The organism is Streptomyces nojiriensis (assembly GCF_017639205.1).
Lineage (GTDB): Bacteria > Actinomycetota > Actinomycetes > Streptomycetales > Streptomycetaceae > Streptomyces > Streptomyces nojiriensis.
The window spans coordinates 6,824,951-6,839,523 of record NZ_CP071139.1 but is presented as its reverse complement, the minus strand read 5'-3'; the positions used below and the strand labels follow the sequence as shown (position 1 = coordinate 6,839,523).

At 71.0% G+C, this 14,573-nt stretch carries 14 protein-coding genes; 1 reads left to right on the top strand and 13 read right to left on the bottom strand.

The annotated features are described in order from the left end of the window. Positions 1-50 precede the first annotated feature (50 nt). From JYK04_RS31755 to JYK04_RS31720, 8 genes are all read right to left on the bottom strand, one after another. Positions 51-374, bottom strand: coding sequence for a hypothetical protein (locus JYK04_RS31755; protein WP_189739227.1), 324 nt, complete (start codon positions 372-374; stop codon positions 51-53). Continuing rightward, complete coding sequence (locus tag JYK04_RS31750) at positions 367-1,749, bottom strand: hypothetical protein (protein WP_189739224.1); 1,383 nt, start codon at positions 1,747-1,749, stop codon at positions 367-369. Before JYK04_RS31750 ends, JYK04_RS31755 begins: the two co-directional genes overlap by 8 nt. A 5-nt stretch (positions 1,750-1,754) precedes the next feature. After that, positions 1,755-2,096, bottom strand: coding sequence for a hypothetical protein (locus tag JYK04_RS31745; RefSeq protein ID WP_189739222.1), 342 nt, complete (start codon positions 2,094-2,096; stop codon positions 1,755-1,757). Positions 2,097-2,221: 125 nt separating this feature from the next. Beyond that, positions 2,222-3,157: an ABC transporter ATP-binding protein gene (locus JYK04_RS31740; RefSeq protein ID WP_189739596.1), complete on the bottom strand. Its 936-nt coding sequence runs from the start codon at positions 3,155-3,157 to the stop codon at positions 2,222-2,224. Positions 3,158-3,273: 116 nt separating this feature from the next. Further along, positions 3,274-4,335 carry an ABC transporter ATP-binding protein gene (locus JYK04_RS31735; protein WP_189739220.1) on the bottom strand — a complete coding sequence of 354 codons (1,062 nt, stop codon included), beginning with the start codon at positions 4,333-4,335 and terminating at the stop codon, positions 3,274-3,276. Beyond that, positions 4,335-5,321, bottom strand: coding sequence for an ABC transporter permease (locus JYK04_RS31730; protein ID WP_189739217.1), 987 nt, complete (start codon positions 5,319-5,321; stop codon positions 4,335-4,337). Before JYK04_RS31730 ends, JYK04_RS31735 begins: the two co-directional genes overlap by 1 nt. Then, positions 5,318-6,313, bottom strand: coding sequence for an ABC transporter permease (locus tag JYK04_RS31725; RefSeq protein WP_229875548.1), 996 nt, complete (start codon positions 6,311-6,313; stop codon positions 5,318-5,320). Before JYK04_RS31725 ends, JYK04_RS31730 begins: the two co-directional genes overlap by 4 nt. Before the next feature lie 23 nt (positions 6,314-6,336). Continuing rightward, positions 6,337-8,079 (bottom strand): ABC transporter substrate-binding protein, encoded by a 1,743-nt coding sequence (locus JYK04_RS31720; RefSeq protein WP_189739215.1) that lies wholly within the window; start codon positions 8,077-8,079, stop codon positions 6,337-6,339. Between the two features lie 269 nt (positions 8,080-8,348). On the opposite strand from JYK04_RS31720, the gene JYK04_RS31715 reads away from it, so the two are divergent. Next, positions 8,349-10,271, top strand: a complete 1,923-nt coding sequence (locus tag JYK04_RS31715; RefSeq protein ID WP_189739590.1) for a bifunctional metallophosphatase/5'-nucleotidase — start codon at positions 8,349-8,351, stop codon at positions 10,269-10,271. A gap of 50 nt (positions 10,272-10,321) precedes the next feature. Here JYK04_RS31715 and JYK04_RS31710 read toward each other — a convergent pair whose 3' ends face one another. From JYK04_RS31710 to JYK04_RS31690, 5 genes are all read right to left on the bottom strand, one after another. After that, on the bottom strand, positions 10,322-10,756 hold the full coding sequence (locus tag JYK04_RS31710) for a DUF2752 domain-containing protein (RefSeq protein ID WP_202185922.1): 435 nt from the start codon (positions 10,754-10,756) through the stop codon (positions 10,322-10,324). A gap of 11 nt (positions 10,757-10,767) precedes the next feature. Further along, a complete protein-coding gene (locus tag JYK04_RS31705; RefSeq protein ID WP_189739212.1) occupies positions 10,768-10,998 on the bottom strand; it encodes a CD225/dispanin family protein in 231 nt (76 codons plus the stop codon). A gap of 210 nt (positions 10,999-11,208) precedes the next feature. Beyond that, a complete protein-coding gene (locus JYK04_RS31700; RefSeq protein ID WP_189739209.1) occupies positions 11,209-11,640 on the bottom strand; it encodes a hypothetical protein in 432 nt (143 codons plus the stop codon). Positions 11,641-11,650: 10 nt separating this feature from the next. Continuing rightward, positions 11,651-13,741: a CHAT domain-containing protein gene (locus tag JYK04_RS31695; protein WP_189739206.1), complete on the bottom strand. Its 2,091-nt coding sequence runs from the start codon at positions 13,739-13,741 to the stop codon at positions 11,651-11,653. 80 nt (positions 13,742-13,821) lie between these two features. Further along, positions 13,822-14,532, bottom strand: a complete 711-nt coding sequence (locus JYK04_RS31690; protein ID WP_189739203.1) for a GntR family transcriptional regulator — start codon at positions 14,530-14,532, stop codon at positions 13,822-13,824. Between the last annotated feature and the right edge of the window lie 41 nt (positions 14,533-14,573).

Below are 14,573 nucleotides of genomic sequence, written 5' to 3'. Positions count from 1 at the left end.
CCTGCGCCCCGCCGGCCCCGCCGCCGGCGGGGCGCGCCCCGGCCGGGCGGTCAGGGCCGGGGGGCGAAGACCATCCGGATCAGGGCGGTGAGGACCAGAGCCGTCGCGGGCGCGTACCACCAGCGGCTCAGCCGGCCCGTGTTCACGCAGACCGCCGTGACCGCGACGGCCAGGAGCTCCACCGTCACGCCGAGCCCGGCCATCAGACGGGCGGTCTGCGTCACCGACCGGTCCCAGGGCCCCTCGGACTCGGTGAGCAGCGCATTGAGAACGAAGAAGCCCGCCAGGGCGTGCAGCACCAGCAGGACGGCAGCCCCCGCGGCCGTCGCCACCCGATGGCCGCGGGTGAGCTCCGGTACCTGCTGCTCAGTCATTCAGGGCCCGCCTCGCGTCCTCGATGTTCATGCCGAAGCCACGACCGTAGGCCTGGGCGTCGTCCGTACGCCAGCCCGGGCCGCCGTTGTACCGGGCCGCCAGTTCCTGGTACTGCGCGGGGGTCATCTGGTCGGCGGGTACGTTCGCGAACGAGCTCTCCGCCTTGAGCTGGGCGAGGTACTCGGAAGCGATGTAGATGTTCGTCGACGGGTTCTGCGTGGCCTTCTGGATCTCGTCCCGCTGGTCCCGCGTGAGGTTCTCGGGATCGTAGCCGAGGACCTCCGCGGAGCGACGCAGCTGGATGGCGATCGGCCCCATGGACGTCTGGTCCGCCTCACCCGGCAGTCCGACCTGCTCCGCCATCCACTGGAACTCGGGCCAGACCTCGTATTGGCTCCGCCGGTAGTTCACCGCCATGTTGTCGGCCCACTTGGGGTCGCCCTGCACCTCCTGCCAGGCGATGCCGGCGACCATGTCGGCGGGCAGGCCCGTGTACGCGGCCGCGTCGCGGATGTGCGCGCGGTTGGCGCGGATCCACTCGCGCCGGTCCTCGTCCGAATTCGACGGCAGCCACTTGTTCTGGTCCATGGCGGGGGGCAGTCCGTCCAGCCGGGACCGGATCTCCCGGAGCTTGGGGGACACCGTCTCGCTGCCGACGTTCGGGGCGATGCCGTCGACCCGGGGGCCGGCGCCGGGAAGCGCGGCGTTGGGGTCGTGTGCGGCCTCTCCCACCTCCTGCCTCAGCGCGGGCATCCCGGCGAGGAGCACGGATGGGTGGGGCAGGTCACCCCGGAAGTCGGGCAAGTCGCGCTGGGCCTTGCCGAGTTGGGCCACGCACGTGCTGCGCGCCTCGTGCTCGATGCGTTCGGCGTCGCCGAAGGCGTTCTTCGCCCCGTTGTACTGCTGCTCCGCCTCTTCACGGATCTCGTCGACGTCGACCGTGATCTCCGCCAGCCAGTCGAGGACTCCGGTGCGCTTGCGGAGGTCCTCCCACTGCCTCATCGGCTCGGCCCGCTGCGCGGTTTCGGTCACCGGACTGGCCACCCGCGCCATGACCCTGGACAGGGCACGCTCGCACGACAGACCGCTCTCGTAGCGCCCCTTGGCCCGCCCTACCGCCTCGGCGTAGTCCACAAGCGCGGCGTGGACACTGCGGAAGGCACCCGACAGGGCGGTGGCCAGCTTCTCGGCCTCGCCCAGCCGCTTGACGTAGAGCTCTTCGGCTTCACTCACCCACTGGGTGCGCGTCGCCTTCAGGAAGGCCGAGTCGGCGGAGTCCAGCAGCAGGTGGAGCCTGCGGTACTCCTGGGCGGTGCGTTCGATCAGGGGAGGACTGCACAGTTCGAGGAACTCGACGTCGGTGCGGTAGGTCATGCCGGTCACCTGTCCTCGGCCGGTATGAACCGGCCGTTGTCGAGAACCGCGCGGAACGCGCCTTCCGTGGCGAGGTCGGTCTGCGCGTAGTCGCCGCCCGCCACCTTCAGCTTGGTGGCCAGCGCGGCCAGGAGCGAAACGGTGTCCAGGTACTGGTCGTTGCCGAACCGCGCGAAAGAGTCCAGAGCCGTGGACACCTCCTGGTGCGAGCGGGGCACCCGGGCCATGACCGTCATCTCGCCGTCGGGCCGCCCCGCGTACAAGAGCCCCGCCAGTTCCACGAGGAGATGCGAACTTCCGTTGATGGATGCGGCGTTCGCCACATATCCGTCGCTACTCGATGTCATGTCCGCCCCTAGATCATTTGCGGTGAATGATGTTACGGGACGCTGCGCGAACACCCGGGAAACGGACGGACCCGGCACCGATGGCGTCGGCGCCGGGCCCCTCCTCTTCTTCCCGTGGGTCCCCGTCAGTCACCAGGGAAGTGGCAGGCCACCTCGCGGGAGGCGGCGGGTCGCAGCAGCGGGCGGTCGGTGCGGCAGATCTGCTGCGCCTTGGGGCAGCGCGGGTGGAAGGTGCAGCCCGGAGGTGGAGCGGCCGGGCTCGGCGGGTCGCCGAGCAGCACGATCCGCTCCCGCCGCCGCTCCGCCGCCGGGTCGGGCAGCGGTACGGCGGACAGCAGCGCCCGGGTGTACGGGTGCTGCGGGTCCTCGTAGAGGGACTTCTTGTCCCCGATCTCGACGATCCTGCCGAGGTACATGACGGCGACCCGGTCGCTGACCCGTTTGACCACCGACAGGTCGTGCGCGATGAACACGTAGGCGAGGCCGAGCTCCGCGCGCAGCCGTTCCATCAGGTTGACGATCTGGGCCTGGACGGAGACGTCCAGCGCGGAGACCGGTTCGTCGGCGACGATCAGCCGGGGGCTGGTGGACAGCGCGCGGGCGATGCCGATGCGCTGGGCCTGGCCGCCGGAGAACTCGTGCGGGTAGCGGTCGACGTGCTCGGGGATCAGGCCGACGAGCTCCATCAGCTCGGCGGCGCGGCGGCGTGCGTCCCCCGCGCTCCAGCCCTGCACCAGCAGCGGGTCCGAGATGATCCGGGCCACGGTCTGGCGGGGGTTGAGGGACGAGTGCGGGTCCTGGAAGACCATCTGGATGTGCTTGCGCAGCGGGCGCATGGCGGACGGGGAGAGGCGGCTGATGTCCCTGCCCTCGAAGGCGACCCGGCCCGAGGTGGGCTCCAGCAGCCGCACCAGCATCCGGCCGGTGGTGGACTTCCCGCAGCCCGACTCCCCGACCAGGCCCAGGGTCCGGCCGGCGGCCAGGTCGAAGGACACCCCGTCCACGGCGCGCACGGGCGCCCCCCGGCGCCCGGTCACGGATCGTCGGCCGGGGAAGGTCATGGTGAGGTCCTGTACGGACAGCAGCGGTGCGGCCGGGTCGGGCCCTGCGGTGGCCCCGGCTGCGGCCCGGGCCGCGCCCTGGGCTGCGGCGTTCGCGGAAGGATCGGCTCCGACGGTCATCGGGACACCCCCGGGGCGGTCGAAGGGAACCCGGGCGCGGAGCCGCCCGGTGAGGTCGCGGCGGATCCCGCGAAATGGCACGCGGCCAGCCGCCCCCGCGTTCCGTACGGGGCGGGTTCGGGCCGCTCGCCCGAGCAGCGCGCCCTGCGGTCGTCCGGGCCGGCGGCGGCCACGGGGCAGCGCGGGGCGAAGGCGCAGCCGGGGGCGGGCGCGAGCAGGGAGGGCGGGGAGCCGGGGATGAAGGGCAGGGGGACGTCGTCGGCGGTGTCGAGGCGGGGCAGCGAGTCGAGCAGGCCCCGGGTGTAGGGGTGGGCGGGGTCGGCGAACAGCTCGTCCGCCGGGGCCTGTTCGGCGGCCCGGCCGCCGTACATGACGAGCACCTCGTGGGCGACGCGGGCGACGACGCCCAGATCGTGGGTGATCATCACGACGCCGAGTCCGCGGTCCTGCTGGAGCCGGGCGATCAGTTCCAGGATCTGCGCCTGCACGGTGACGTCCAGGGCGGTGGTCGGCTCGTCGGCGATCAGCAGGTCGGGCTCGCAGGCCAGGGCCATGGCGATCATGGCGCGCTGGCGCATGCCGCCGGAGAACTGGTGCGGGTACTCCCCGGCGCGCCGGCCCGGCTCCGGGATGCCGACCTCGCCGAGCATGTCGACGGCGCGTTTGCGGGCGGCGGCCCGGCCGGCCTTGAAGTGCACGCGGTAGTGCTCGGCGATCTGCTCGCCGACCGTGTAGTAGGGGTGGAGGCTGGAGAGCGGGTCCTGGAAGATCATGGCCATCCGGCGGCCCCGGACCTTGGCCAGTTCCCGTTCCGGCAGCCCGGTCAGCTCCCGTCCGGCGAGGGCGACGGATCCGCCGACCTCGACCGGGCCGCGGTGCAGGCCCATGACGGCGAGCGAGGTGACGGACTTGCCGGAGCCGGACTCGCCGACGATGCCGAGAGTGCGTCCGGCCTCGACGGTGAAGCCGATCGAGTCGACGGCCCGGACGGTCCCGCGCCCGGTGGTGAAGGTGACGCGCAGGTCGCGTACGGCGAGAAGCGGAGCGGCCTCGGCCATCAGTACCTCACTCTCGGGTCGATGACGGCGTACAGGAGGTCGACGAGGAGGTTGGCGACGACGATGAAGAAGGCGGCGAGCAGGGTGACGCCGAGGACCACGGGCTGGTCGGAGTTGACCAGGGCGCCGTAGAACAGCCGCCCGATGCCGGGGAGTCCGAAGATGGACTCGGTGATGACGGCTCCGGCGAGCAGTCCGCCGAGGTCCATGCCGAAGATGGTGAGGATCGGGGTCATGCCGGAGCGCAGCCCGTGTTTGACGACGACCGTGCGCTCGGGCATGCCCTTGGCGCGGGCGGTACGGATGTACGGCTCGGCCATCGCCTCGATCATCGAGCCGCGGCTCTGGCGCGCGTACATGGCGGCGTAGAGCAGGGCGAGCGCGATCCAGGGCAGGGTCAGGTTCGAGGCCCAGGCGAGCGGGTCGTCGGTGAAGGCCTGGTAGGTGGGGTAGGGCAGGAGGCCGGCGACGCGGATGACGCCGTAGATGAGCATCACGGAGGTGAAGTACACGGGCAGGGAGGCGGCGGCGACGGCGCCGACCATCAGGGCCTTGTCGGTGGCGGTGTCCTTGCGCAGGGCGGCGGTGACCCCGGCGCCGAGGCCGAGGAGCAGCCACAGCGCGGCGGCGCCGACGGCGAGGGAGGCGGAGACCGGGAGCCGGTCCATCAGCAGGTCCCACACGGGCAGCGAGTTCTCGTAGCTGTAGCCGAGGCAGGGGAAGTCGCAGGCGACGGCGTACTGGCCGGTGCCCAGGGTGCGGCCGGTGAAGATGCCGGTGAGGAAGTCGGTGAACTGCCGCCACAGGGGCTGGTCGAGGCCCAGGTACGTGCGTACGTCGGCCAGGCGTTCGGCGCTGCAGGTCTTGCCGCAGGCGGCCGCGGCCGGGTCGGCGGGCAGGACGTAGAAGATGAGGAAGGTGACGGCGGCGATGGCGAGGAGCACGCCGGCGAGGGCGAGCAGCCGGCGGCCGAGGTAGAGGATCAACTGCGGCCGCCCCTCGGGTCGAGGATGTCGCGCAGGGCGTCGCCGAGCAGGGTGAAGGCGAGTACGGCGAGGAAGAGGAAGACGCTGGGGATGACGAAGTACATGGGGTCGGTCTCGTAGTAGGCCACGGACTCGGCGATCATCTGGCCCCAGGAGGGGGTGGGCGGGCGGACGCCGACGCCGAGGTAGCTGAGGGCGGCCTCGGTGCTGATCATTCCGGGGATCAGCAGGGTGGTGTAGGCGATGACCGGGCCCGAGACGCCCGGGAGGATGTCGCGGGTCAGGATCCGCCAGGGGCCGGAGCCGCCCACGCGGGCGGCGTCGACGTACTCGCGGTGTTTGAGGGAGAGGGTCTGGCCGCGGACCACGCGGGCGACGCCGGGCCAGCCGAAGACCCCGATGACGGTGGTCATCAGGGCGATCCGGTTGACGTCCTTGGCCACGGACAGCATCGCGATCATGAAGATCAGCGAGGGGAAGGACATGGTCAGGTCCATGAGCCGGGACAGGATCGTGTCGGTGCGGCCGCCGAAGTAGCCGGCGGCGATCCCGGCGGCGGTGCCGGCGACCACCACGATGGCGGTGGCGGCGAAGGCGATCAGGAGGGAGACCTGCGCGCCGTTGATCACGCGGGCGAACAGGTCGCGGCCGGTGACGGGTTCGACTCCGAGCCAGTGCTCGGGGCTGATCCCGCCGAGGGTGCCGAGCGGCTGTCCCCCGAGGTAGGGGTCGATGGCGGTCTTGTCGAACTCGTTCGGGGACCAGCCGCCGAGGGCGCCCAGCCAGGGGGCGCTCACGGCCATGAGGACGAAGAGGAGGACGACGCAGAGGCTGACGCGGACGGCGGGGCGGCCGCGGAGTTCCCGCCGGGCGAGCTGCCAGGGGCTGCTGCCGGGCGCCGCCGCGGGCCGGACCGCGGCGGCGTCCGGGGCCGCGGTGCCGTCGGGGGCCAGGGGGGCCCGGCCGTCCGGGACCGGTGCTGTGGTGGTCATGGCTGCGGGGATCCTTCGGGCCCTCAGCCCTGGCTCTTCGAGGGGTCCTTGAGGCCGACGGTCCCGTAGTCGATGGTGCCCGTCCACACCGGGTGGCCGAAGGCGCCAGCGATGTTGGTGCCGACGAGGAGCGGCTTGCGCTCCAGGAGGAGCGGGACGTTCGGGGACTTGGCCATCAGGGCGGCGTCGAGGTCGATCCAGGCCTGGTTGGCCTCCTTGGCGTCGGCCATGGCGTTGATCTCGTCGATCCGCTTCATGGTCGCCTCGTCGCGGAACTGGCTGTAGTTGCCCTGGTTGCCCTTCTCCTTGATGGTGCGGCCGTCGAAGACGAACGGGATCCAGGTGGAGCCGGAGGGATAGTCGGGGCACCAGCCGGTGAGGGTCATGTCGGGGGTGGTGGAGAGGTCGCCGATGACGTCGTAGTAGGCGCCCGGGTCGACGGTGTCGATGACGACCTCGATGCCGGCGCGGGACAGGCCCTGCTGGATGGCCTCGGCCTTGCCCTTGTCGCCGGTGGAGACGGCGAGGGACACCTTCAGGGTCTCCTTGCCGGCGGCCTTGAGGAGTTCCTTGGCCTTGGCCGGGTCACCGGCCGGGGCGATCTTCAGGACGTCGGCCTGCTTGCCGCCGGAGAGGGCCGGGGGCAGGTAGGCGGTGGCGATCTCGTTGAGGGCCGGGCCGCCGCCCGCGGTGATGACGGCCTCCTTGTCGACGGCGTACTGCATGGCCTCGCGGACCTTCGGGTCGTCGAAGGGGGCGCGGGAGTTGTTCAGGTGCAGCATTTCCGTGCAGCCCTGGGACTCGGCGAGCAGCCGGGCCTTGATGTCGGGCTTGGGGAGCACCTTGGGGGCGCTTTCGGGGCGCATGTCGGCGTACTGGACGGTGGAGGCGTCGGCGCCTTCGCCGGCGATGATCCGGTCGTCGATCTGGCCGCCCTTGAGGCCCATGACCACCACGAAGCGGTCCGGGTAGGCCTTGCGGACGGTGTCGGTCCCCGGGTCCCAGTGCTCGTTGCGGACCAGGACCAGCTTCTTGTCCCGGTCGTACGACTCGATCTTGTACGGGCCGGAGGAGAACGGGCGGGCGTCGTACTGGGTGCCCTTCTCCTGGGACGGGGGCACGGGGGCGAAGGTCGGCAGCGTGGCGGTCGCGGAGAACTCGGCGACCGGGCGCTTCAGTTCGAAGACGATCGTGCGGTCGTCGGGCGTCTTGACGGAGTCCAGGTGCTGCCCCTGGAGCGGGCCCTTGTAGCCCTCGGTCCCGGCCAGGTACTGGGCGGCGTAGTCGGGGCCGCCGGTGAGGTCGGGGCTGAAGGAGCGCTCGACGTTGTACTTGACGTCCTGGGCCTTGACCGGCGTGCCGTCCTCGTACTTCACGCCCTCCTTGAGGGTGAAGGTCCAGGTGCGGCCGCCGTTGGAGGGGGTGCCGAGGTCGGTGGCGAGGTCGGGGACCAGCTCGCTGCCGGCCTTGCCGGGCTCGGCCTTGAAGGTGACGAGCGTGCGGTAGAGCAGCCGGGTGCCGAAGTCCATGGTCGGCATGGTCCAGTTGCGGGCGGGGTCGAGGTGCGCGAAGTCCTGGTTGGACAGGACCGTGAGGGTGCCGCCCTTGACCGGGGTCCCGCCGAGGATCTTGCCGTCGTTGGCTGCGGCGGGGTTCACCCCGGTGGCGCCGTCCTTGCCCTTCTTGGTGTCGGAGCAGCCCGAGGCGCCGAGTGCGAGAGCCGCCACCAGGGCGGTGGCGAGGGCGAGTTGGGTGCGCTTGGTCATGGTCACTCCAGTGAAGGGCCGCGCTCTAGGATGTGACCGGTAACATAGTAATGTGAAATTGCACTGACAAGGGGTTGGTACCGCCGTTATCCAGCCGTGTCCAAAGCGCCGGTCGGCGCGTCGGCACGACAGCCGGCCCGGCGGACGGGAACATGCCGGGTGTGATCACGCAGGCCAAGGCCACGCAGCGGACCAGGAGTTCACGGCGCGCACCGGGGCGGCAGCAGCCGGGCCGGCGGGAACCGGGACGGCGGGACTTCCTCACCGCGATGGGGGCCGTGGCGGCCACCTTCGCGCTCGGGGTCCCCGCACGGGCCACCGCCGATGCCCGGGACGCCGCCACCGCCGCCGAGTACGTCGACGTCCAGCTCCTCGACATCACCGACCTGCACGGCTATCTGCAGGGCGCACCCGGCAGCAACTCCGTCATCGTCGGCAACGGCGGCCGCAGCTACACCGTCGGCGGCGTCGCGTACATGGCCGCGCACCTCGAACGGCTCCGCGAGGGGCACCCAAACTCCCTGTTCTTCACCCCCGGAGACGCCTTCTCCGGCTGGGAGTTCGACGCCGCGGCCTTCGCCGACGAGCCGACGATCGAGGCCCTCAACCGTATGGGGCTCGACTTCGCGACGGCCGGCAACCACGAGTTCGACAAGTCGCCCGCCATGCTCCGGCGCCACATGGAGCAGGGCGTCCCGTTCCCGGTCGAGGGCCGCGACACCTCCTTCACCGACTCCTCCGGCCTGCGCTTCCACGGCGCCGACTTCCGCTACTACAGCGCCAACCTCGTCCGGGGCCAGGACGGTACGACGGTCCTGCCCGCCTACAACATCGAGCGGGTGCCCACCGCCGACGGCCGGGAGCTGCCCATCGGGTTCATCCACCTCACCGCCGTGGGCAGCGAACGCTTCCCCGGCTCCTACCAGCCGGGCCTCGCCACCCTCGACGAGGTCGCCACCGCCGACCGCTACGCGGCACTGCTCAAGAGCCAGGGCGTGAACGCGATCGTGCTCAGCCTGCACGACGGGGCGGTGGCGGGAGGCGACTTCAACAGCGGCGCCGACCCCTCGGGGCCGGCCCTCGACCTCGCGCTGCGGGTCTCCCCGGACATCGACGCGATCGTCACCGGGCACTGGCACACCCGGTTCAACATGATGGTCCCCGACCCGAACGGCGTCCCCCGCCCGTTCGTCGAGGCGGGCTGCTACGGCCAGGTCATCAACGAGATCAACCTGCGGCTCGACCCGCTCACCGGCCGGGTGGTCCGGGAGCTGACCGTGTCCACCAACCACCCCAACACCCGCGACATCACCCCTCATCCGGAGCTGCAGGAGGTCGTCACCTACTGGGCGGGGCAGGCGGCCGCACGCGACCGGAGCCCGGTCGGGCGGCAGACCGGCTCGTTCCTGCGCACCCGGAACACGGCGGGCGAGAGCACCATGGGCAACCTGGCCGCCGACTGGGCGCTGTGGGCGGGCGGCAGGCCCACCGATCCCGAGAACGACGCCAACATCCACCCCAACGTCCCGGCCCAGCTCGCCGTGGTCGCCGCGGCGCCCCGGGTCGGCCAGGCGGTGATCGCCGGGGACCTCGTCCTCAACGCGGCGTCGGGCGGCACCGTCACCTTCGGCAGCGCCTGGCGGGCCATCGGGTTCGGCGATCCGATCGTCAGCGCGTGGGTGACCGGGCAGCGGATCCACGACGCGCTGGAGGAGCAGTGGACGACGGCGGAGAGCGGCGAACTGCGCTTCGCTCCCCTCGCCGTATCCCGGAACGTGCGCTACAGCTTCGACGCCCGGGGACCGGTCGGGGACCGGGTGGATCCCGCGGACGTCATCATCGACGGCGTCCCGCTGGACCTCGGCCGCAGCTACCGGCTCGCGGCCCCTTCGTACACGCTCCTCGCGAGCGACGGGTACCCGGCCCTCTCCGAGTTCCAGGAGCCGTACCGGCACCAGCGGGACTTCGAGAGCTTCGTGGCGTACGTGCGGGAGACGGCCGTGCTGGCCCCGCAGCCCAGGGGGCGGGTCACGGCGGCGAACGCGAGCGCCGCGGCGGCCGACGTGGGCGCCGTGGTGGACCCGCCGGTGCTGCTCCTGCCCGACGGGACCCCGGTACCGCGCCCGGAGGCGGCGATCATCTCGGCGGACCGGCCACTGCCGGCCCGCGGCGGCGCCCGCCCGCCCTGCTGATCCGGCGCCGGCCGCCCGCAGGCCACCGGAGCGCCCGTCCACGCCGCCCGTCAGGCTGCCAGCGCTCCGCCGAGGACGGGGAGATTTCGCACCACTGTCCACAGCGCGATCACGACGAGGATCGCACGCGGCCCCCACCAGGGAGGGGCAGTGCGCCGAGTGGCCCTGCCGGTGACGACGCGCAGCCACACGGAGGCGGCGCACGGCAGTACCGCGACCAGCAGCAGGTTGTAGTCCGCCGCGGCCGCCACATGGGCGTGAAGCAGCTGGTACAGAGCGCGCAGGCTGCCACAGCCCGGGCAGTCGAAGCCCGTGAGAGCGCGGAACGGGCAGCTGGGGAACCGGCCGGGGCGTGCGGGATCCGCGCGTCCCACGACAACGGCGACCGCTGCGAAAACGCCGGCGGCGAGCCAGGCGTCGCGGACGCGCTTCGGCGTGGGGGCACGCGGAACGAGGCGGAGGGCCAGGAGGCGCAGCCTGTTCACGGCGATGCCGTCTACGTGGTGGTGCTCGTGTCGGCCGCCAGGCCGATGACGATGAGGAGCAGCCACATGAGGCAACCGGCGACCACACTCACGATCACCCAGAGCCTCGCCTTCCGTGCCGATTCGGCGGCACCCACGGCATCACCCGCCTTCCACTTCTCCGAGACCTGCGAGGCGAAGACGATGGCGGCGATTCCCGTCGGCAGGAAGCAGAAGAGCGTGACGAGGATGGCGCCGGTCAAGTACGTCTCCGGCGCTCGCGGTTGCCCTGCGTGCCACTGAGGGGGCGGGGCCTGGGGAGGCTGGTACGGCGGCGGGGACGGCGGGGACTGCGGGGACTGCGGCGGGAGGAGCGGGTCCTGCCAGGAAGTCGCCGGGCCCCAGTTCTCGTCCTCGGGAGGCGGGGGTTGCTGTCGGTCTGCCATGGCTTCACACCTCTCCGGACCCGGCCCTCAGGCCGGAGTCCACATCGCTCGTCGGGAATCCCAGATCCACCGGTCACCACAGACCTCCAGGCCGACAGCCTGTTCATAGGCTTGCTCCGGCAGATCCGCCGTGAAAGTGACCCGGCCGCCCGTCGCCGATTCGACGACCACGCCCTCGGGCGGCACCGCTCCGTCCCGGCCGTCCCTCAGCAGTCCGTCCACGAACGCTTTCAGCCCCTTGTGGGCCTCTTCCGCCAGACGCTGGAACAGCGCACTGAGGAACGGCTCCAGGACGGCGGACGTCAGCAGCACCAGCACGGCATCGGCCGCCCCTCTCCGCGTGGGCCGCAGCAGGCAGGTGGCGGTGACTCCGGCTTCGCGCAACGCATCCCGCTGCTCCAGCGCCGGAGCGGAGGGGAGAGATGAGGGCCAGAAGATCTCTACCTCGGGGTCTGCCATGACTCTCTCCCTATTGCGGGCGGCGGGGCAGCGACCAGCGCGCGATGCGTCCCGCTCGGGTGCCGGTCACCAGCCCCTTGCCGCCTTCGAGGAACGCCAGCCCTGCCAGCTGGTGCATCAGTTCCGCCACGACGGTCAGCTCACCGGTCTTCAGATCGCACAGGGTCACCGTGCCGTCGTCGTCGGACATGGCGAGTGCCGGGAAGTCGGTGGCGAAGACCAGGTGGGAAGGCTGTCGGCCGTGCTCCGTCTGCCGCAGGAGACGACCGTCCCAGGACCACAGACGCACCCTGCCATCGGCGCATCCGGTGGCGAGCGCCTTCGCCGTGACGGCCAGACATCGCACGGGCTGCGGGTGCCGCCAGGTCGCCACCGGCTTTCCCCGCACGTCCAGCTGCCGCACCATGCCGTCACCGGTCGCGACCACGACGTGCCGGTCACCCGGCGCGAAGGCAAGGGGACCGAGACTGCCGCGCCCGCCCATTCGCTGCCAGACCTTCGGCTCCTTCCCCGACCGTGCGGGCAGATCCCGCACCCGGGCACCCCACGCGTTGTAGACGTAGACGCGGTCTTTGACGGTCACCGCCAGCCAGTGACCGTCCGCACTGAACGCGAGGGCACCGCCCTCTTCGCCCACGTTCATCACACGTGCCGGCGTCTCGGTCCGGAGGTCCCAGACGACGACGGTGCCGTCGTTGTGCCGGCTGGCCACGTTCCGCCGCCAGGGACCCCAGGCCACTTGTACCGGGTTCTCGCGCTGCACGGGCATGCACTGTCTGACCACTCCGCCGTCGACTGCGTTCAGGACCCGGACGGCACCGTCGCGGCAGGCAGCCGCAAGGAGGTTCGCGGGCCCCAGTGCCAGGTGGCTGCACGGGCCGATGTCGGCGAGCAGGAAGCTCTGGGAGAGGAGGGGCGGCCGAGCGGGAGGCGGCGGTTCGGGCGGAGGGGGCGGCCGGACGGTGGGCGTCTGCGGTGGCGGACGCTGCGGGCCCTGCGGTGTCTTCGGCACCGAGAAGATCCGGGTCTCGTCGGATGCCAGGAACAGCACGGGTGTGGCCCACTCCAGGCTGTCCAGATCCATCTTCACGTCCTCACGGGCCAGGGTCACCGCTCGGTCGACCGGCATTCCCTCGGCGATCCGCTCGTAGAAGGAGGAGGCGAAGACGAGGGCTGCCTTGTCGGTGATCTCGTACTGCATGGCGACCACGGCCGGCACGCCGGCGCGTACGAGGTTGGCGGCCGTACCCGCGAACACATCCTCGGATCCGCTGACCGCGGACTCACAGGAATTCAGCACGATGAGACGCAGATTGGGACTGTCCGCGATCAACCGCTCGAAGTCGCTCGCATATATCTTCCTTGCCGATCCGTCGGCACCCGAGAGCTGAATGTATCCCGCGTTTCTTTCCTCGTCGAACCCTCCGTGGCTGACGCAGTGGAGGACGTGCCACGATCCGAATCGAAGCTCCTTCGCCAGGTCTTGCCATTTATCCCCGGGAAGCCAGTGGACGTCCACACTCTCGGAGCTGCAGCGCTGGAGCGCCTGCGAAACCTGCTGCACTTCCCGGGCCCCCTCGAGTACGGGCAGATCGTGCGGCTGTGCCGAAATTCCCAGCACGCGCAACGGAAGAGTCAGAGGCAGCGGGGGCACCGGGTCCATCAGCCGCAAATACCGGACAACGGGGACGCGAAGCGCGAGATAGTCGTCCCGGGAAGGATCGACGAGAAATTCCCACGGGATGTGGGCGACATGCGGGCCGTTGGTCCGCAGCAGGATGCGCAACGGATTTTCCTGCGTGCGGGCGGCGCTGCTGCGCCACCGGTCGAACAGGACGAATATGTCATCCCGGAATATCGCTTCGGTGAGGCGTTCCCCGAATTCCCTGACGGGTCTTTCCGATACGGGCGCACCCCGAACGACCACGGGACTGTACGACTTGGCCAGCGAAATCTCCACCCGGGAGAGCGCAGACTGGAGCTCGTTCTCGGAATAGGGTGCCGGGACGCGGATCAGCGCTTCACCGTACTCGGAAGCACACGACACGATCCAGTTGGTGTCGGCTTCAATGATTTCGAGCTGGAATGGGAGACCTTTCATCCAATCCACCTCCACCCCTGGATACAGTTCACACCCGATAATTCGCGGCGTCCACCCAGGGGGCTTGCGAGGTGGGGGATCTAAAGGCCGGAGCCGAGGCCTCCGGGGACGCGGCCGACCGGTTCGTCGCGACCCTGGGCCCACAGGGAGCGGACGTGGCCGAGGTGGCGCAGCATGCACTCCTGCGCCGCCTCGGCGTCGCCGCTCAGCATCAGGTCGAGCAGCTCGATGTGCTCCTCCGCGGAGGAGACCAGCTTGCCGGCCTCGTCGAGGCCGGTCAGGCCGTAGAGCCGGGACCGCTTGCGCAGGTCGCCGACCGTCTCCACCAGCCGGTCGTTGCCCGCGAGGGCCAACAGGGAGAGGTGGAACCGGCGGTCGGCCTCCAGATAGCCGATGAGGTTGTGCTCGCGCGCGCTGGTGACGATCTCCTCGGCGACGGGGCGCAGCGCCTCCAGCTGCTCGGCTGTGGCGATCTTCGTGATCCGGCCGATGGTCGGCACCTCGATCATCGTGCGCAGTTCGGTGAACTGGTCCAGGTCGCGTTCGCTGACCTCGGTGATCCGGAAGCCCTTGTTGCGGACCGGCTCGACCAGTCCTTCCCGGGCCAGGTCGAGCATGGCCTCGCGGACGGGGGTGGCCGAGACGCCGAGTTCGGCCGCCAGGCCCGGTGCGGAGTAGACGCTCCCGGGGCGCAGCTCACCCGCTATCAGCGCGGCTCGCAGGGCGTGGCCGACCTGGTCGCGGAGGCGCTCCTGGGCCTTGATGAGACTGTGCTGCTTCAGGTCACCCATTGCTTTTCCTCCGAGACCCCCGACACCACCGACGAGGAGGG

Excerpts from the sequence above, each read along its gene's own strand:
- JYK04_RS31755 (WP_189739227.1), bottom strand. The coding sequence starts at position 374 with ATGACTGAGCAGCAGGTACCGGAGCTCACCCGCGGCCATCGGGTGGCG.
- JYK04_RS31750 (WP_189739224.1), bottom strand. The coding sequence starts at position 1,749 with ATGACCTACCGCACCGACGTCGAGTTCCTCGAACTGTGCAGTCCTCCC.
- JYK04_RS31745 (WP_189739222.1), bottom strand. The coding sequence starts at position 2,096 with ATGACATCGAGTAGCGACGGATATGTGGCGAACGCCGCATCCATCAAC.
- JYK04_RS31740 (WP_189739596.1), bottom strand. The coding sequence starts at position 3,157 with ATGACCTTCCCCGGCCGACGATCCGTGACCGGGCGCCGGGGGGCGCCC.
- JYK04_RS31735 (WP_189739220.1), bottom strand. The coding sequence starts at position 4,335 with ATGGCCGAGGCCGCTCCGCTTCTCGCCGTACGCGACCTGCGCGTCACC.
- JYK04_RS31725 (WP_229875548.1), bottom strand. The coding sequence starts at position 6,313 with ATGACCACCACAGCACCGGTCCCGGACGGCCGGGCCCCCCTGGCCCCC.
- JYK04_RS31720 (WP_189739215.1), bottom strand. The coding sequence starts at position 8,079 with ATGACCAAGCGCACCCAACTCGCCCTCGCCACCGCCCTGGTGGCGGCT.
- JYK04_RS31715 (WP_189739590.1), top strand. The coding sequence starts at position 8,349 with ATGGGGGCCGTGGCGGCCACCTTCGCGCTCGGGGTCCCCGCACGGGCC.
- JYK04_RS31700 (WP_189739209.1), bottom strand. The coding sequence starts at position 11,640 with ATGGCAGACCCCGAGGTAGAGATCTTCTGGCCCTCATCTCTCCCCTCC.
- JYK04_RS31695 (WP_189739206.1), bottom strand. The coding sequence starts at position 13,741 with ATGAAAGGTCTCCCATTCCAGCTCGAAATCATTGAAGCCGACACCAAC.
- JYK04_RS31690 (WP_189739203.1), bottom strand. The coding sequence starts at position 14,532 with ATGGGTGACCTGAAGCAGCACAGTCTCATCAAGGCCCAGGAGCGCCTC.